This is a genomic window from Plasticicumulans acidivorans, from assembly GCF_003182095.1.
Classification (GTDB): domain Bacteria; phylum Pseudomonadota; class Gammaproteobacteria; order Competibacterales; family Competibacteraceae; genus Plasticicumulans; species Plasticicumulans acidivorans.
This window is the reverse complement of sequence record NZ_QGTJ01000004.1, coordinates 125,844-143,802: the sequence shown is the minus strand read 5'-3', so window position 1 is coordinate 143,802 and position 17,959 is coordinate 125,844. Positions and strand designations below refer to the sequence as shown.

Below are 17,959 nucleotides of genomic sequence, written 5' to 3'. Positions count from 1 at the left end.
CGTCTCTCAGGCTGGCAGCACGCGGCTGAAGAAGGCTTTCAGGTATTCGGTCTCCGGGATCGCCGGCGGCACCGGGTGATCCGGCCCCTGCCGTCCCTGCTCCAGGAATACCAGCGAGCGATCGAGATGGCGCGAGGCGGCGAGCAGCGTTTCGGCCAGTGACTCACGCGCCATGTGGTGCGAGCACGAGCAGGAAATCAGGATGCCGTCACGCTCCAGCAGACTCATCGCCAGCTCGTTGATGCGACGGTAAGCGAGCGCACCTTCCTTGAAATCCTTGCGCCGCTTCACGAAGGCCGGCGGATCACAGACGATGACATCGAAGCGTTCGCGCTCCTGACGCAGCGCTTTCAGCGCCTCGAAGGCATCGCCTTCCAGCGAGCTGAAGCGCTCGGCGATGCCGTTGAGTTCGGCCGCGGCATGCGCGTGCTCCAGCGCCGGCGCCGAGCTGTCGATGCACATCACCGACTCGGCGCCGTGCATGGCCGCCTGGATGCCCCAGCCGCCGACGTAGCTGAACACGTCGAGCACGCGCGCGCCGCGCACGTACTTGAACATGCGCGCGCGATTGTCCTGCTGATCGTAGAACCAGCCGGTCTTCTGGCCGCCGAGCAGCGGCGCCAGATGACGCACACCGTTTTCGCTCAGCTCGATCACCTCCGGCACCTGGCCGATCGGCTCGACGTAGCTGTCGAGCTCTTCGAGCTTGCGGCTGGCGGTGTCGTTGCGCAGCAGGATGCCGACAGGCTTGAGAACCTTGTCGAGCGCGGCGATGACGCCATCCTTCATCCGCTCCATGCCGGCGGTGGTGATCTGCACGACGACGACATCGCCGAAGCGGTCGACGATCAGTCCCGGCAGGCCATCACCCTCGCCGTGCACCAGGCGATAGAACGGCCCCGGATACAGACGCTCGCGCAGGCCGAGAGCAACTTTCAGACGATGCACCAGCAGCGAATCCGACAACGGATGCGCAGGATCGCGGCTGACTAGGCGGGCGCAAATCAGCGAATGCGGATTGATGTAGCCGGTACCGAGCGGCTTGCCGTTATGTGCCTGCACCTCCACCGGCTGCCCCGGCTCGAAGCCGGCAAGTGGCGTCACCGCCGTGTCCACTTCATTGCTGTAGACCCAGAGGTGGCCGGCACGCAGGCGGCGCTCCTCGTTCTTTTTCAAGCGCAGGGGGGCAAAACTGGGGGTGGACGACAAACTCATGACTCGGCTCCGACAACGGACTGTCCCCGCCTGCCGGCATGATGCACGGCGCTTTGGCGAACGGCGGCGAACGAAAAAAGCCGGCAGCGTAAACCGTCACGCCGGCGAGGTAAACTGCGGCCAGCACAGCATTATTCCTCCGCATTCGCCACAATGCTGTCATCCTTTATTGCAGGATCCGACACCACGGAGGTCACGATGAACCAGACGCCACCCGATGCCGATGCCACTATCATCCGTCCCAGCCTGAAAAACAGCGGCGAAGCGCCCGCCCCCACGCCCAACCGCACTCCGCTGCGCGGTCTGCTGCGCGGCGTCAGCGGCGAGATCTTCGGCAAGCAGTATCAGGTGCGCGACAAGACCCTGATCGGCCGCGACGCTTACTGCGACATCGTCCTGCCGTACCCGGAGGTTTCGCGCCACCATGTGCGCCTCGATGCGGCGGCCGATGGTGTGCGCCTGTATGACCTGGGCTCCTCGAACGGCACTTTCGTCAACGGCCAGCAGGTACGCGAAGCCCTGCTCAGCAACGGGGACGAAATCGCCATCCACGTCGCGCGCTTTCGCTTCGAGGTGCCTGGTGCATTGCCCGACCCCAGATCCGCACTGAACGCATCGCAAACGCCGGCCCGCCAGGGCACACCGGTATGGCTCTGGGGCGTGGCGGCCGGCGCAGTGGTGGCGCTGATCGTGGCTGGCGTCGCCTTCAGCCTCGGCTGACCCCCGCACTGCATGGCCAATCGCCTGCAGGCCGCCGCCAGCCCCTATCTGCAACAGCACGCCGCCGACCCGGTCGACTGGTATCCCTGGGGCAGCGAAGCCCTGGCACGGGCACGCACCGAACAGCGCCCGATCCTGCTGTCGATCGGTTACGCCGCCTGCCACTGGTGCCACGTGATGGCCCACGAGTCATTCGCCGACGCAGGGATTGCCGAGCGGATGAATCGCCTGTTCATCTGCATCAAGGTCGATCGCGAGGAACGCCCAGACCTCGATCGCATTTACCAGCAGGCCCACCAGCTGCTCAATGGCCGCCCCGGTGGCTGGCCGTTGACCGTCGTGCTGACACCCGATGACCTGCTGCCATTCTTTTGCGGCACCTACCTGCCGAAGTCGCCACGCCACGGCCTGCCGGGTTTTGGCGAGCTGCTCGAACGGATACATACCTTCTGGCAGCAGCGTCCGGAACTCATCCGCACGCAGAATGCGCAGCTGGCAGCCGCACTGCACACCATCGCGGCCAGCGCGCCCAGCGATCGCCCGCACCTGACACCGGCACCGCTCGCCGCTCTGCGCCCCGCGCTGCTGCGCGCCGTCGACCCGCTCAACGGCGGCTTCGGATCAGCACCGAAATTTCCACAGGCCAACCTGCTTGCCCGCCTGCAGCGCATCGCCTACGACGCCCGTTGCGCCGGCACGGTCGACGTCGAGGTAGAAGACAGTTTGCGACGCACGCTGCGAGGCATGTGTTTCGGCGGCCTCTGCGACCAGATCGGCGGCGGCTTTTTCCGCTACTCGGTCGATGCCCGCTGGGAAATCCCCCACTTCGAAAAAATGCTCTATGACCAGGCGCTGCTGATCCCGCTGCTCGCCGACGCCGTCGCCAGCCAGCTATGCCCCGAGCTGAGTGATACGCTCGAACGCAGCGTCGACTTTCTGCAACGCGAGCTGCTTGCGGCCGGCGGTTTGTGTGCGACGCTCGATGCGGACAGCGACGGTGGGGAAGGCCGCTACTACCTGTGGACACCCGAAAGCGCCCGCGCCGCCGGGCTCGATGCCGAACACTACGCGCTCGCCGCCGCCTGCTGGGGACTGGACGCTCCGGCCAACTTCGAAGGCGTCTGGCATGTGCGTCAACGCCGCTCGACGGCGGAACTGGCCACCACATTCGGCCTTGATCCCCCCACCGTGGCGACGCGCCTGGCGCACGCCCGCATGCAGCTGCTGACGGCCCGCGCCCGGCGATCGCCACCGGCACGCGATGACAAACAGCTGACGGCATGGAATGCGCTGGCGATCAGCGCACTGGCACGCAGCGGCCGCCTGCTGGCACGTGAAGACTGGATCGAACTGGCGACGAAACTGCACGCGCAGCTGCGCGGTGAGGCCTGGCGTAACGGCCGACTCTATGCCGTACGCCGGCACGGCCAGGCCTATCAGGCGGCCTTCCTTGACGACTATGCCTTCCTGCTCGACGCCAGCCTGGAACTGCTGCAGTGCCGCTGGAATGCGGAAACGCTCGGCTTCACCGTCGCGCTCGCCGATCGCCTGCTCGACCAGTTCGAGGATCGAGACGCCGGCGGCTGCTACTTCAGCCCGCACGACGCCGAACCGCTGCCGGCACGCCCCAAACCGCTGCACGACGAAACCCTGCCGTCGGCTAACGGCATCACCGCACGCTGCCTGCTGCAGCTCGGCCACCTGCTCGGCCAGCCGCGCTACCTGCGCAGTGCGGAACGCATTCTCGAATGGGCCTGGCCGGCACTCGAAACCCAGCCGCTGAGCTGCGCCACGCTGCTGACCGCGCTGGAGGAATATTGCCAGCCGGCCCTGCAGGTACGCCTCCACGGCGAGGCAGCGGCATGCCGGTCATGGTGGGAATTCGCCGTGCGCCAGCCGGCGGCACGGCGCTGCGTGTTCGCCATCGGCGACGCAAACGCTGCGCTGCCGGCGGTATTGCAAGCTCCGCGGATACAGTCGGCCGCCGTCTGCGCGCAGATCTGTCGTGGCGCGCACTGCGATGAGCCGCTGACCGATTTCGACGCCTTCACTGCCGCACTGAGCGTCAGCCAGCCCTGAAACACAACACCGCTCAGCTGCGATAGATACCGAGTGCCGCCAGCTCAGTGCAGAACCAGTCGAAATCCGGGATATAGGTACGTCCACCCTGCCACAGCACAGCGCGCAACATGCCCTGCGGACAGGGCGTGTCGTCATCGGCCCGCAAATGCTCACGCGTGACAAGAGTCAGCTGTGGCACTTCCTGAGCAACGAAACCGAGATACTCGACACGCTCGCTCGGCGTCTTCAGCACGACGATACGCGAGCGCACACCCGGCTCGGTTTCCCGCCCAAGCAGCAGCGGTTCTACACCGAGCAGCGGAATCGTGCGTGCCCGCCACAACAGACTGCCGAGCACCCACCCGGGGGCGTTCTGCACGCGTAAGGGCTGCGCATAGGGCAGCACCTCGATCACCAGCGAACCCGGCGCGATCAGGCGACCGCCCGCCACGCCGATGACCAGGCAGCGCAGTTCCTGTTCGCTCATGCCGGCTCTCCTCCCCCATCACGCAGCGCCCGCGCGCCAAGCACCTGGCGCAACACATCGAGCAGCTGCTCCTCCTGGTACGGCTTACCGAGGTAGGCACTGACACCGAGCCGGTTGGCGCGCTCGCGATGTTTGTCACCGGTACGCGAGGTGATCATCACCACCGGCAGGTGACGCAGCCGCGACTGGTTACGGATGTGCGCCAGCAGTTCGAAGCCGTCCATGCGCGGCATTTCGATGTCGAGCATGATCAGATCCGGCATGAAAGTGTCGAGCTGTTCGATCGCGTCGACGCCGTCCTTCGCCAGCTGCACGGTGATGCCCTGCCGTTCGAGGATACGTGCCGCCACCTTGCGCATCGTGATCGAATCATCAACCACCAGCACCGAGGCCGGTTGGCCTTCGTCGCCGAGCCGCGCCGCGCGCAGCGTTGCTGCTTCCTGCGCCCGCCGCGTCGCCGACACCAGACTGCGCACCAGCACCGGCATATCAAGGATGACGACCACGCGGCCATCAGACAGCACCGTCGCCCCGGAAATGCCGGGCACCTTGGCCAGCTGCGGGCCGACCGGCTTGACGATGATTTCCTGGCGACCGATCACGGTGTCCACCTGCATCGCCGCGCGAGTATCCGCGGAGCGGAACAGCAGCACCGGCGGCCGCGACTCGGCAGTCGTCGCCGACGGCGGCGTACCACCGAACACTGCCGCCAGGCTGTGTACGGCGAAGCCGTCACCGGTGTACTCGTGCTCGACCGGCGAGCCTGCCAGATACTCGCGAAACTCTCGGGCACCGAGTCGGCTGATCGCCTCGACCGACAGCAGCGGCACGGCGTAGACCTCGTCACCGGCGCGAACCAGCAGTGCCTGTGTCACCGACAGCGAGAACGGCAGGCGCAACTGGAAGGTGGCGCCCAGTCCGGTCTGCGACTGGATGCTGAGCGCACCGCGCACCGCCGAAATCGCACTGGCAAGCACGTCGAGACCGACGCCGCGTCCCGACAGCTGCGTGATCGACTTCGCCGTGGAAAAGCCCGGCAGCAGCAGCAGATTGGCCAGCTCGACATCAGATGCCGGAGCACCGGGTTCGAGCAGACCGCGGCGCTCGGCGGCGGCACGGATCGCCTGATAGTCGAGGCCCCGGCCATCGTCAGCGACGGTCAGCAGGATCTCGGCCCCCTCGCGGCGCAGCGTAATGGTGATCGTGCCGCCTTCCTCCTTGCCGGCAGCCTGCCGCTCCTCGGGCAGCTCGATACCGTGTGACACGGCATTGCGCAGCATGTGCTCCAGCGGCGCCACCAGCGCTTCCAGCAGATTGCGCTCCAGCTCGGCCTCGGCACCGCGCAGTTGCAGATCGACCTGCTTGCCAGTTTCCTCGGCCGCCTGGCGCACGACGCGACGCAGACGCGGCACGATGGTCTCGAAGCGCACGACACGCGTCTGCATCAGACCCTGCTGTAGTTCGCGGTCGACCTTGCCCTGCTGTTCGAGCAGCGTGCCGATGTCGGTACTCTGCTCGACGAGCACGCTCTGGATGTTGGTCAGATCCTCGACCGCTTCGAGCAGCTGACGGGACAGCTGCTGCAGCTCGGAGAAACGGTCCAGCTCCAGCGGGTCGAAGTCGGCATTCGGATCGACACCGCCGCGGTCGAAGCGGAACAGAATCTGTGCTTCGGTCTCGATCTCCAGACGGCGCATCTGCGCACGCAGGCGCGAGGCGATCTGCTCCAGCTCGCCCAGGTTGAAGCGGAACGCCGACACACCCTGTTCGATGCGGGCGCGGAAGATACTGCTCTCGCCCATCTGGTTGACGAGGTTGTCGAGCAGGGTGCTGGAGACACGCACCGACTCCGAACCGGCATGTGCAGCCCCAGTCTGCATCGGCATCTCGACCGGTTCGGCGTGCGCCGCCTCGGTGCTCGGATGACTCGACACGCTGCCCTGCTCAAGAATTTCCTGCAGATCGCGGATCAGGCCCTCGGCCGGCTGCGGTATGCCGCCCGCCTCGATGCGCGCCACCATTTCGCTGAAGCGGTCGAGCGCATGCTGCAGTCCGTCAGCGAAAATGTCGGTCGGCTCCGCCCGCCCGCTGGCACAGGCATCGAGCAGGAACTCCGTGGCATGCGCGAGATCGCCGATCTGCGTGAACCCGGCCATCCGCGAACTGCCCTTGAGCGTATGCATCTCGCGGCGCAGGTCATTGAGCAGGGCACTGCTGCTGCGATCCTGACGCCAGCGCGCCAGCGTCACGTCGGCGGCATCGAGAATATCCGCCGCCTCGGCCAAAAATACTGCCGCCAGCTCGCGATCGATCACCGTGCTCGGCGACACCAGTGCCGGTGCGGCGCTGAGGGCGGCGGCACGCTTGGCGATGGCCTGCAGCAGGGATTCAAAATCTCCCATGTCCGGCGTGCGATTACGCAGCATCACTTCGAATGCGCCGACGCAATCCTCACACAGCAGGATGTCATTGGCGTCCAGGCCACGACCGAGCGCCTGCAACTGCGTCAGATATCCCTTGAGCATCTGCGCCAGACGCTCCACCAGCGGAGGCGCATTGCGCAGGGCATCCTCAAGGGCGAGCACCATCGCGTCGCGTGAACTCGTGCTGCCCTCCCGGCAATCATCGAGCACCAGCAACAAGGCTTCGAGCCAGGCCGGCGTCTCGGCCGGCGGCTCCGTCGGAGCGGGAGCCGGCGGTGCGGCAACGGCCGCCCCGGGCTCAACCATGGCGATCGGTTCAACCAGCACCGGTGCGGGCTCAGTGACTGGTTCGGCCATGGGTTCGACGACCGCCGGTTCCTCCGCAGCCACCACGACGGCAGGCTCGACCATCTCCGGGGCAACCGGCGGCTGCGGAGCAGCCTCAGCCTCGCCGCTGCGAATCCGCTCAGCCAGCTCGTCGATACGCCCGCCCAGCGTCTCCAGCAACGCTCTGGCACCCGGCGTGCGTTTGCCTTTCAGCAACCAGCTCGAAAGCGCTGCAGCCGCTTCAGCCGTCAGCTCAAGCACCAGGGGTGTGGGTGGCGAGCGGCTGTCGAGCACGCGGTTGAGCAGATGTTCGACCGACCAGGCAAATTCGCCGGCAACGGTCTCACCCACCATGCGCGCACCGCCCTTGAGCGTATGGAAGGCGCGACGCAGGGTGCGCAGATTCTCCAGATCGTCCGCCTTGAGCGCGAGCGCAGCCAGCATCTCGCGCACGGACTCGAACTCGCCGCCCGCCTCTTCGAGGAAAATGTCGTGCAGTTCCGGATCGATGCCGTCCGGTACGACAACGGTGGCCGGCTCCTCAGCCACCTCAGCCACCTCCGGCAAATCGGGCGCAGTCGGCTCCACGGGCTCCGCTGCGGGCTCGATCGATGCCGACTGACGCTCCGCCAGCACGTGCCGGAATTCCTCCGGCAACTCGTCGAGTTCGCTGACCTCGACCGGCGCTCCGCTCCCCCAGTCAGGTTCGGTCGCAGGCTCGACGGTAGCCGGCAAATCACCGTGCGGCGCCTCCACAGACGGCGCGGATGGCGACAGGGACGGCGCGAACGGTGCTAACTCGATGACTTCGGGCAATGAGCCCTCGTCAACGACGGCAGAAGGCATCTCCTCTTCGGCAGGAAGCGCCTGCTCCGCGACCGGCTCGGCAAGCGTTTGCGGTGCAACGACCGTTGCGGGTTCGATCGAGGTGACTTGCACACCGGCCGCCGGCCAGTCAGGAGCCACACCACAAACCTCGACCAGCGCCTCACAGGCATTGTCTAGGGTATCGGGCGCGGTGTGCTGCCCCTGGGCCAGACGATCAAAAAAGTACTCGCCAACGACCATCGCCTCGGCCACGGTCGACGGGAAAATCGCCTGATCGAGGCGCCCCGACTCATGCTCCGCGCAATGGATGGCGTACTGCAGCTGATGCAGCAACCGCGCCGCCGCAGGCACCTCAAGCATCGTCACGACACCGGCGACCCGGCCGAGCACGGCACCGACTTCATGCCACACTGCGGTACTGGCATCACCGCGCAATTGCAGGTCGACCTGCTCGCGCGCCTGCTGCATCAGCTCCGAGGCCGCCCGGGCGACCGAAGCACGGGCATGTTGTGCATCCAGCGAATGAATGGCTTCGAAGGGATCCTGACCAGGCGCCAGCGGCGGCGCATAGGCCAGATCGACGATGCCCTCGACGCTGTTCTCGACCAGGACCAGGTCGCGGGCAAGGGCGAGCAGGGTGTCCTCGACCAACGGCTGAGCGCTTTCGATCATCTGATCGAGACGCGACAGCCATTGCTGCAGCAACGCCGCCGGCGCTTCCATGCCGATCAGAGTCAGCACATTGGCGGCATCACGTAATTCAGCGAGCTCGTCACGCAGACCCGCGGCGTCTGCCATGCCGGTACGCGTACGGGTCTCGATCGCCCCCTTCGCCAACCCCAGCATGTCGCCGAGCAGGGCGCCGATGGTGCGCAGTGTGTCGGGATCGGTCAGCACACTGCCGATCAGAGCCCCCTCCGTGACTCCGCTGCCCCCCGGCTGATAGTCGATGCGGTTGTTCAGCCAAGCACGGCCGACCGCCGTTTCACCGAGCACGGTGTCGAGGCGCGTGCTCAGCTCCTCGATCGCAGCCGTCGAGGCGCCGTCCTCGCCGTATTGAGCGAGCAGCCGAAGACGCTGATCGAGCTCACGCAGCAGCAGGTGCTGGGCACGCAAAGGCGGGACACCGGCATCGCGCAACACCTCACCGAAGCCCTGAGCCCGCCACCACAGCTCGTAGTCCGGGCCACCGCCGCAGGCATCCTTGATCCGTGCCAAGACCTCAACCAGCTGTTCGAGGTGATGGGCAAGACCGACGCCCCGCAGCATGCCCAGCAACGTGCGCTGCAGCACCGGCCTCAGCTCATCGGCCACCTCGCGCAAACGGGTGTCATCGGCATGCGGCGGTGCACTGGCCGCGCCCGGCAGATCGGCGCCATAACGCAGCCAGGCAAGCTGCCGCCCGAGGCCGAGCACCTGCTCCAGCAGATGCTCACGCAGCTCCTCCGCCTCACTGCCGGCATCGACTTGCAAACGCAGACCAAGGTCATGCAGCGCTCCGATCTGCGTGGCCAGCGCCGACAATTCGAGCGCGCTGCACACCGCGCTCAGATGCTGCAGACCATCAACGACGTCCGCGAGCGCCGCGGCAGACGCCTGCGGAGCTTCGCAGTAGCGCTCCAGAGCGCTCTGGACCTGGGCGAGTGTGGCCCCCAATTCGGCCGCCACCGAATCGAGCGGCCTGTCGGCGAAGCGAACTGTCATGCGTGTCTCCGACGCGCAGGGCGCGGCTCAGGCGGATTCCTGGCCAGGCAGACGGAAGCCGGCGACTGACTGGCGCAAATCCCGCGCCAGCGAACTCAGGTCGCCGATGGCACGCGCCGTATCCGAACTGCCTTCAGCGGTCTCGGCCGTGATCGCGTTGATCGAGCCCATCATGCCGGCGACGCGCGTGGCCATCGTCGACACTTCCGCGGTGGCGTGCGAGATGTCATCGATCAGCTCGGCCAGGCGAGCCGACACGCTTTCGATCTCGGTCAGGGACTCACCGGCGGTTTCAGCAAGGCCGGCACCATTGACCACCTCAGTGGTGCTCTTTTCCATCGAGATGACCGCTTCGTTGGTATCGGCCTGAATGGTCTTGACCAGCGATTCGATACGCTTGGTGGCGTGGCCCGAGCGCTCGGCGAGGCGCTGCACCTCGTCGGCGACGACGGCGAAACCGCGCCCGGCCTCGCCGGCCGCAGAAGCCTGGATCGCGGCGTTCAGCGCGAGGATGTTGGTCTGGTCGGCGATGTCGTTGATCAGCTCGATGATATCGCCGATTTCCTGCGAGGACTCACCGAGCCGCTTGATGCGCTTAGCGGTTTCCTGGATGTGCTCGCGAATCGCGTCCATGCCCTGGATCGTGCGCCGCACGCGCTCGCCACCCTCGCGGGCACGCTGTGCGGACTGCTGCGCGACCTCGGCCGACGCAGCCGTCTTGCCGGAAACATCGTCGAGCGATCGCGCCATCTGTGCGATGGTGCTGCCGGCGCTTTCGACCTGAGCGGCCTGCTCCTGCGAGGCCGTGGCCAGACGATCAGCGATCGCGCGGGTTTCCTCCGACGCCGCCGCCACACGCGCCGAGGTATCGTTGATCGTGGCGACGAGGTCACGCAAAGCCTCGATCGCGTAGTTGATCGAGTCAGCGATCGCACCGGTGATGTCCTCGGTGACGCTGGCCTGCACCGTCAGGTCACCCTCGGCGAGATCGCCCATCTCGTCGAGCAGGCGCAGGATCGCCTCCTGGTTACGCCGGTTCTGTTCCTCGGTGAGCAGCTTGCGGGCTTCGGCATCCAGCAGACGGTCATGCCCCTCGACCGTCTGTTTACGCAGGATCACCACCAGCAGCACGAAAGCCAGACCACCGAACACGGCAGCCACCGGGTAATTGAGTGGAACACCGGCCACACGGGCATTGCCTTCGAGCCCCTGCAATACCGCCAGCAACTCGTTGGCGGCGTTGGCAAGCTCGGCACTGCGCCCGAGCACCGTCTGGGCCGCATCCTGTGCCTGGAACAGATCGGGCGCCTGGGCAAGCACGCCACCGACGGTGACTTCGAGCTTGCTGCTCAGGCCAGCCAGCTCACCGAGTGCCGAGAGCATCGCCGGCGACATGCCGGCGCGCATGTCGGCAGCCTGCAGGCTGCGTACGGTGCGCGTGAACTGGGCGAGATCGCGCGACAGATGATCGGCTGCGAGCGCCGAGCCGGCCTCACCGCGCATCAGCACGGCGAGTCCGTACTGGATACGCGGCAGCAATGCCGTCAGACGCGTGCTCATCTGCATCAGCCGTGGAGCGACACCACCGTCGACGGCCGCATTGGCCAGATCGTCGGCAAACTTCTGCAGCTGCGGCATCAGTTCATCGAGCCCCGCCTGCTGCTGGCGCACCGCCATGATCGCCGCCTGCGCCTGCAGGACGTTACCGATCGGGCCACGCAGCGTCTGCCAGCGCTGAGCCAGCGCGCTCAGCGACCCGCCCGCCTCGGCAGGCACCACAGGCGCCTCGTCACCACCCTGCTGCAGGGCGGCCAGCGATTGATCGAAACGATCGCGGGCGGCGGCCAGACGACGGTAGGAATCCTCATGCCCCTGCACCGCTTCCAGCGCGAGCGCCGTGAATCCGCGGGCCAGCAGGCGTTGCTCGGACACCAGACCGATGTCGGCGGCGATACCCGACGCGTGTCGGGCCACGACAAACAGCGTCGCCGCCATCAAGACGACCGCGGCCAGCAACAACACGCCATAGATCAGGTAGCGCGACGAACCGGCGGACGATGCTGTCGGGGTGCGGGGTTCGCTCATTTTCTCACTCTTGCTCCCTGTGGAGACGACCGGCACCGGTGCTGCGCCGGATCGCCACGCAAACGGTTTAGAGGGCTGCACTCATGAAACGGGGATCGGCCAGCAGGCGTCCGACATCGAACTCCAGCCACGCCGCCCCATCGATGGCGAACGCTCCGCGCAAATAGGATTCGATTCCCTCGCCAGATTCCGGCAGGCTTTCGAGCCGCCCCCCGGCGGGGGTGGGACGCATACCAATGACTTCGTCGACGAGCAGCCCGTAGCGCGTCTCGCCGCTGCCAACGACGATGACGCGGCTGCGCGGACTGGACACGCTGCGCCGCCCGCCGAAAAACACATTGAGATCGACGACCGAGACGATGCGACCGCGCAGGCTGGCAATGCCGAGCAGCCAGGGCTGCACGCCGGGCACCTTGGTCAGGGCCGGGGTCGGCACGATCTCGCCGGCTTCCGCGAGGCGAAACAGCAGACGCCGGCTGCCGACCCGCAGCGCCAGTGCCGCCGCCGCACCGCTGTGCTCCTGCGTCGCATGGGCCCTGCCGAACTCGCGCGCGCCGCGTTGAGCCAGATCGAGCAACTGATCGAAAGGATGAACGGCTGCGGACATCGCGGCGCGCCCGCTCAGTGGGCTCTGGAGAGCAGCACGTCGACCTTGCCGAGCAGCTCGGCCTCCGACGGCGGCTTGACGATGTACTCCTGCGCCCCCTGGCGCAGCCCCCAGATGCGATCGGTTTCCTGATCCTTGGTCGTCACCATGATGATCGGGATGTGCGCGGTCTCAGGGGACTTGGCGAGCTTGCGCGTAGCCTGAAAGCCGTTCATGCCGGGCATGACGACATCCATCAGGATCAGGTCGGGCTTCTCGCTATGTGCCCTGGCGATGCCCTCTTCGGCATTGCAGGCGCTGGTGATCTGGTGCCCGCGCCCCTCGAGAATCCGCGTGAGCGCAAAGATTTCGGTGGGTGAATCGTCAATGATGAGGATACGGGCCATCGTGATATTCCATGTGCGTCCCCGGTAGCGGCAGCTGGCGTCCATCGCGCAGGACCAGATCACGGCATGCTCAGCGTGTGACGTGGACATGCTGCTGGATGGCATCCAGCAGATCCTCGCGCGTGAAGGGTTTGGTGATGAACTGTTCGGAGCCCGCCAGCTTGCCTCGGGCTTTGTCGAAAATACCGTCCTTGCTCGACAACATGATCACGGGCGTGGCCCGAAACCGGGCGTTGCTCTTGATCACTGCGCAGGTCTGATAACCATCGAGCCGGGGCATCATGATGTCGAGGAACACGATATCGGGCTCGCCGTCGACAATCTTGGCCAATGCCTCGAATCCGTCGTCTGCGGTGATCACGATGAAACCTTCGCGCTCCAACAAGGTCTCTGCCGTACGTCTGATGGTGCGACTGTCGTCGACGACCATGACTTTGATCGCGGAATTCGCACTACCGCCTGCATCCACCTGCTCGCTCCCCCGTACCCAACCACGACTGGGCAGCGGATGCGACCCGGAATCCCTGCCGTCCCCGCCCGCCGTCAGCTCGACTGACTTCCGTTATCATGCCGCTCCGCGGACAACGGCTCCCCCCGTCGACGCAACAGCCCGAACCAACCAACGACCCTGCACGGGACGCTGACCATACCCGAATTCCTTTTGCACTGGAACGCCCGGCCGCACAGCCGGCCAGCCCACCGGTGAATCCGCCATGAACAGACATCTCGGCGTGGTGATGGACCCCATCGCCACCATCACCGTCAAAAAAGACACCACGCTCGCCATCCTGCTCGCCGCCCAGGCGCGCGGCTGGGTGCTGCATTACTTCGAACAGGCTGACCTGTACCTGCGCGACGGCCGAGCCTTCGGCCGCAGCCGCCTGCTCAGCGTCCGCGACGATGCGCAGGACTGGTTCACGCTCAGTGAAGCACAGGAACGGCCACTTGCTGAACTCGACGTCATCCTGATGCGCAAGGATCCGCCATTCGACATGGAGTACGTATACACCACGTACCTGCTTGAACGCGCGGAAGCTGAAGGCACGCTGATCGTCAACCGCCCGCAATCGCTGCGCGACGCCAACGAGAAGCTCTTCACCGCGTGGTTCCCGCAGTGCTGTCCGCCGACGCTGGCCAGCCGCGACATGGCGCGCCTGAAGGCATTCGTCGTCGAACAGGGCGATGCGGTGCTCAAACCGCTCGACGGCATGGGCGGAGCCAGCATCTTCCGCGTGCGCGCCGACGACGCCAACCTCAACGTCATCCTCGAAACGCTGACCGAACGCGGCCGGCGCAGCGCACTGGCACAGCGCTTCATCCCCGAGATCAACGCCGGTGACAAACGCATCCTGCTGATCGATGGCGAGCCCGTGCCCTATGCGCTCGCCCGTATCCCCGCCGCCGGCGAAAGCCGCGGCAATCTGGCTGCCGGCGGACGCGGTGTCGGCCAGCCGCTGAGCGAACACGATCGCTGGATATGCACGCAAGTAGCCACCAGTCTGCGTGAACGGGGCCTGATGTTCGTCGGTCTCGACGTCATCGGTGATTACCTTACCGAGATCAACGTCACCAGCCCGACCTGCGCACGCGAACTCGACAAGCAGTTCGGTCTCGACATCGGCGCCGATCTGATGCGCGCGATCGAGGCCCGTCTGGCATGAGGCTGCGCAAGCCGCTGCACGGCCTGCTCGCGATGCTGCTCGCCTGTCTGCTCGCCGCCTGCGAAAAACCGGACCCCCTGCAGACCACACGCATCCTGGCGATGGGCACGGTCATCGACATCACCACCTGGGGCGTTTCGCCGCGGGACGCGCGGGCTGCGTTCGAGGATCTGCAGACGCTGTTCCAGCGCTGGCACCAGGAGTGGCACGCCTGGCTCGACTCGCCGCTGTCGCGTGCCAACCAGGCATTTGCCGAGGGCCGCGAGGCGACGCTGACGCCGGACCTGCTGACGATGCTCGAACACGCCCGTGCCGCGGCACACGCCAGCGAGGGACTGTTCAACCCCGCCATCGGCCGTCTGATCGAGCTGTGGGGCTTCCATGCCGACGAACGCCCGGACGGCCCACCGCCGTCGCAGGCGGCGATCATGGAGCTGCTGCGCAAGCAGCCGAGTGTCGACGACATCATCGTCGACGGCGACCGCGTCCGCTCGACCAATCCGGCGGTCGCACTCGACTTCGGTGGCCTCAAGGGCTACGCCGTCGATCGCGCGATCGATTACCTGCGCGCCCATGGCATCCAGAACGCCATCGTCAACGCCGGCGGCAACCTGCGTGCGATCGGCAGCAAGGGCGGCCAGCCCTGGCGCATCGGCATCCGCAACCCGCGCGGCCCCGGCGTGCTGGCGTCGATCGAGCTGAGCGGTGACGAGTCCGTCGCCACCTCCGGCGACTACGAGCGCTTTTTCGAGTGGCATGGCGTGCGCTACCACCACATCCTCGATCCGCGCAGCGGCTTTCCATCGATCGGCACCACCGCCGTGACGGTGCTGGCACCCACCGCCGAGCTGGCCGACATCGCCGGCAAGCCGCTGATGATCGCCGGCCCGGCGAAATGGCTCGAACTCGCCCACCGCCTGGGCATCACGCAGGCGCTGCGTGTCGATGAGTCGGGCCGCGTCGAGATCACGCCCGCCCTGTCCGCACGCCTGAAGTGGGAGATCGAACCGGCGCCGCCGGTCGAGGTTACCGCCGCGCCATGACCACCGCCGATCGCTGCCTCATCGCCCTGTCGTTCGCAGCGCTGGTACCGCTGTACGTGCAGCTGTGGGGCCGCGACACGCAACCGCAGGAGGCCCGCGTCACCGTCGACGGCCAGGAGGTCCTGCGCGTGTCACTGTTCGAAAACCACCGCTACGACGTCAAGGGGCCGGCCGGCGTCACGGTCGTCGAGGTGGCCGACGGGCGTGTGCGCTGCGTCAGTTCACCCGGACCGCGCCACCTGTGCGAGCGCGCCGGCTGGCTGTCGGCGAGCGGTGACTCGGCGGTCAACCTGCCCAACCGCGTCAGCATCGAAGTGCTCGGTCGAGACCGGCGCTTCGACAGCGTCAGCTACTAGTGCGTGGCGGCGACGTGAACGGCATACGCCAGGCCGCCGGGGCCCGTGAACTCGAACTGCCGGTCAGTGCCGAGGACCGTCTGGTCGCGCGCTACGCCGCGCTGGCGATCGCGATCCACCTGATCGAGGCCACGCTGCCCAGTCCGCTGCCCGGCATCAAGCCCGGCCTCGCCAACGTCGTCGTCCAGCTGGTGCTCGCCCGCCACGGCTGGCGGGCCGCTGCCTGGGTCGCCGTGCTGCGCGTGCTGGTGTCGAGCCTGCTGCTCGGCACCTTCCTGTCGCCGACCTTCCTGCTGTCGGCCGCTGGCGCCGCCAGTGCGCTGCTGGTGCTGGCACCGGCGCACGCCTGCGGCCGCTTCGGCCCGGTCGGACTGTCGCTGCTCGCCGCGCAGGCGCACATGGCGGCACAATTCACCCTTGCCTACACCTTGCTGATTCCACATGCGGCGCTGCTGGCGCTGCTGCCGGTGCTGATGACGGCCGCGGTCGTCACCGGGCTTGCCGGCGGCATCATCAGCGAAGCCGTACAGCGCACCGCCACGGGACCCGGCCGATGACCACGCAAGCGCTCCGCGACCAGCCCGAACAGCGCTTGGCTGCGACCCTGATCCTCGCCGCGCTGCTGCATGTCGCCGTGCTGCTCGGCGTGCGTTTCAGTACGCCGACGCCCCCGTTCGAGCCGGTCCTGTCCTTCAACGTCGAACTGGTCGAGCGCGCCGGGACCACCGAGGCCAATCGCCCGCTGGGCGAACAGCACACCACCGTCCACCCGCCTCAGACACCACCGCCGACACCCGCTGCGCCCCCCGAACCGCCGGCACCGGAGGTCACCCCGCGACCAGCGCCAAGCCCCAGCGAAATCGTCAGCCACGCACACAAACCCGCGCCCGCGGCGCAGGTTCAGGCGCCGCCGCCCGTCGCCAAGCCCCTGCCACGCCCTTCGCCGCCGCGCCCGCAGGAGGAAGCAGCACCGCCGCGTCCCGCGCCGCCAGTACGGGCACCACGCGCCCTGAGCGCCGCGGAGCTGATGGGTTCCGGCATCGACATGGTGCAGAACAGCGCGCCGGTACCGCCGAGCTCCAGCCGCGGACGCAGCAAGCGTGCCGACCCGAACGATGCCTCGTCACTGGAGGGCTATTACGCCGCCGCCTGGGTGGCCAAGGTCGAACGCATCGGCGCACTGAACTTCCCGGATGAGGCCCGCCGGCGCAACCTCACCGGCAGCCTGACGCTGGCGGTCGTGATCGCCGCCAATGGCAGCGTGCGCGAGATCACCGTGCTGCGCTCTTCGGGCATCCCGGCGCTTGATGAGGGTGCCCGCCGCATCGTCGAGCTCGGTGCGCCGTATGCGCCGTTCCCGGAGGCCCTGCGTCGGCGCTACGACACGCTGGTGATCACCCGTGGCTGGCAGTTTCTGCAGGGCGCGCAGCTGCGCGCGCGCTGAGTCCCCGCCTTGTGTTGCCCCCGAGCGCCCACGATACTTGCGCCATGCATGAACAGACCTTTCTGTCCAACCAGTTCCTGATCGCGATGCCGGGTCTGCACGACCCGAATTTCGAGCGGACGGTGACTTACCTCTGCGAGCATGGGCCGCAGGGGGCGCTCGGCATCATCGTCAACCGGCCGCTGGAACTGAGCCTCGCCGACCTGTTCGGCAATCTGGGCATGGGCGTGCCGGACGGCGCCAAACTGCAGTCGCTGTTTTTCGGCGGCCCAGTGCATCCCGAGCAGGGCTTCGTGCTGCATCGCTCCGGCGGCCACTGGCAGTCGTCGCTGAGCACCGGCGACGGGCTGTCGATCACCACCTCGCGCGACATTCTCGAAGCAATGGCGCGCGGTGAAGGCCCCGAGGAAGTGCTGGTCGCCCTCGGCTACGCCGGCTGGGGTCCCGGCCAGCTGGAGCGTGAACTCGGTGAAAACAGCTGGCTATCAGCACCGGCGGACACTGACGTGATCTTCCACCGACCGCCGACCGAACGCTGGGACGCCGCCGCCGCCCTGCTCGGCGTCGACCTGCGCCTGCTCGCGCCCGCCGCCGGTCACGCCTGAGGCAGCG

At 67.0% G+C, this 17,959-nt stretch carries 15 protein-coding genes; 8 read left to right on the top strand and 7 right to left on the bottom strand.

Translation table 11 applies throughout. The annotated features are described in order from the left end of the window. Window positions 1-6: 6 nt before the first annotated feature. Window positions 7-1,215 carry a class I SAM-dependent rRNA methyltransferase gene (locus C7443_RS08460; RefSeq protein ID WP_110018163.1) on the bottom strand — a complete coding sequence of 403 codons (1,209 nt, stop codon included), beginning with the start codon at window positions 1,213-1,215 and terminating at the stop codon, window positions 7-9. Window positions 1,216-1,368: 153 nt separating this feature from the next. Here C7443_RS08460 and C7443_RS08455 point away from each other — a divergent pair, with 153 nt between their 5' ends. Next, window positions 1,369-1,935, top strand: coding sequence for an FHA domain-containing protein (locus C7443_RS08455; RefSeq protein WP_110018162.1), 567 nt, complete (start codon window positions 1,369-1,371; stop codon window positions 1,933-1,935). 12 nt (window positions 1,936-1,947) lie between these two features. Further along, on the top strand, window positions 1,948-4,014 hold the full coding sequence (locus C7443_RS08450) for a thioredoxin domain-containing protein (protein ID WP_110018161.1): 2,067 nt from the start codon (window positions 1,948-1,950) through the stop codon (window positions 4,012-4,014). A gap of 13 nt (window positions 4,015-4,027) precedes the next feature. Here the strand turns inward: C7443_RS08450 and C7443_RS08445 are convergent, their stop codons facing one another. The 6 genes from C7443_RS08445 to C7443_RS08420 form a co-directional block, all read right to left on the bottom strand. Beyond that, window positions 4,028-4,483: a chemotaxis protein CheW gene (locus C7443_RS08445; RefSeq protein ID WP_110018160.1), complete on the bottom strand. Its 456-nt coding sequence runs from the start codon at window positions 4,481-4,483 to the stop codon at window positions 4,028-4,030. Continuing rightward, a complete protein-coding gene (locus C7443_RS08440; RefSeq protein WP_110018159.1) occupies window positions 4,480-9,765 on the bottom strand; it encodes a hybrid sensor histidine kinase/response regulator in 5,286 nt (1,761 codons plus the stop codon). The genes C7443_RS08445 and C7443_RS08440 overlap by 4 nt, the downstream gene beginning before the upstream one ends. A gap of 27 nt (window positions 9,766-9,792) precedes the next feature. Further along, complete coding sequence (locus C7443_RS08435; RefSeq protein WP_110018158.1) at window positions 9,793-11,850, bottom strand: methyl-accepting chemotaxis protein; 2,058 nt, start codon at window positions 11,848-11,850, stop codon at window positions 9,793-9,795. A 67-nt stretch (window positions 11,851-11,917) separates the two neighbouring features. After that, window positions 11,918-12,457 carry a chemotaxis protein CheW gene (locus tag C7443_RS08430; RefSeq protein WP_110018157.1) on the bottom strand — a complete coding sequence of 180 codons (540 nt, stop codon included), beginning with the start codon at window positions 12,455-12,457 and terminating at the stop codon, window positions 11,918-11,920. 14 nt (window positions 12,458-12,471) lie between these two features. Then, window positions 12,472-12,843, bottom strand: a complete 372-nt coding sequence (locus tag C7443_RS08425) for a response regulator (RefSeq protein WP_110018156.1) — start codon at window positions 12,841-12,843, stop codon at window positions 12,472-12,474. A gap of 70 nt (window positions 12,844-12,913) precedes the next feature. Further along, window positions 12,914-13,273: a response regulator gene (locus C7443_RS08420; protein ID WP_110018353.1), complete on the bottom strand. Its 360-nt coding sequence runs from the start codon at window positions 13,271-13,273 to the stop codon at window positions 12,914-12,916. 283 nt (window positions 13,274-13,556) lie between these two features. Between C7443_RS08420 and gshB the strand changes: the two genes are divergently transcribed. The 6 genes from gshB to C7443_RS08390 are packed head-to-tail and all read left to right on the top strand — an operon-like array spanning window position 13,557 to window position 17,952. Further along, a complete protein-coding gene (gshB, locus tag C7443_RS08415) occupies window positions 13,557-14,504 on the top strand; it encodes a glutathione synthase (protein WP_110018155.1) in 948 nt (315 codons plus the stop codon). Next, window positions 14,501-15,547, top strand: a complete 1,047-nt coding sequence (locus tag C7443_RS08410) for an FAD:protein FMN transferase (protein ID WP_110018154.1) — start codon at window positions 14,501-14,503, stop codon at window positions 15,545-15,547. The genes gshB and C7443_RS08410 overlap by 4 nt, the downstream gene beginning before the upstream one ends. Further along, complete coding sequence (locus C7443_RS08405; RefSeq protein WP_110018153.1) at window positions 15,544-15,903, top strand: NusG domain II-containing protein; 360 nt, start codon at window positions 15,544-15,546, stop codon at window positions 15,901-15,903. The genes C7443_RS08410 and C7443_RS08405 overlap by 4 nt, the downstream gene beginning before the upstream one ends. A gap of 14 nt (window positions 15,904-15,917) precedes the next feature. Further along, window positions 15,918-16,460, top strand: coding sequence for a Gx transporter family protein (locus tag C7443_RS08400; protein ID WP_342774218.1), 543 nt, complete (start codon window positions 15,918-15,920; stop codon window positions 16,458-16,460). Next, window positions 16,457-17,347, top strand: a complete 891-nt coding sequence (locus tag C7443_RS08395; RefSeq protein WP_110018152.1) for an energy transducer TonB — start codon at window positions 16,457-16,459, stop codon at window positions 17,345-17,347. Before C7443_RS08400 ends, C7443_RS08395 begins: the two co-directional genes overlap by 4 nt. A 44-nt stretch (window positions 17,348-17,391) precedes the next feature. Continuing rightward, window positions 17,392-17,952: a YqgE/AlgH family protein gene (locus C7443_RS08390; protein ID WP_110018151.1), complete on the top strand. Its 561-nt coding sequence runs from the start codon at window positions 17,392-17,394 to the stop codon at window positions 17,950-17,952. Window positions 17,953-17,959: the final 7 nt, after the last annotated feature.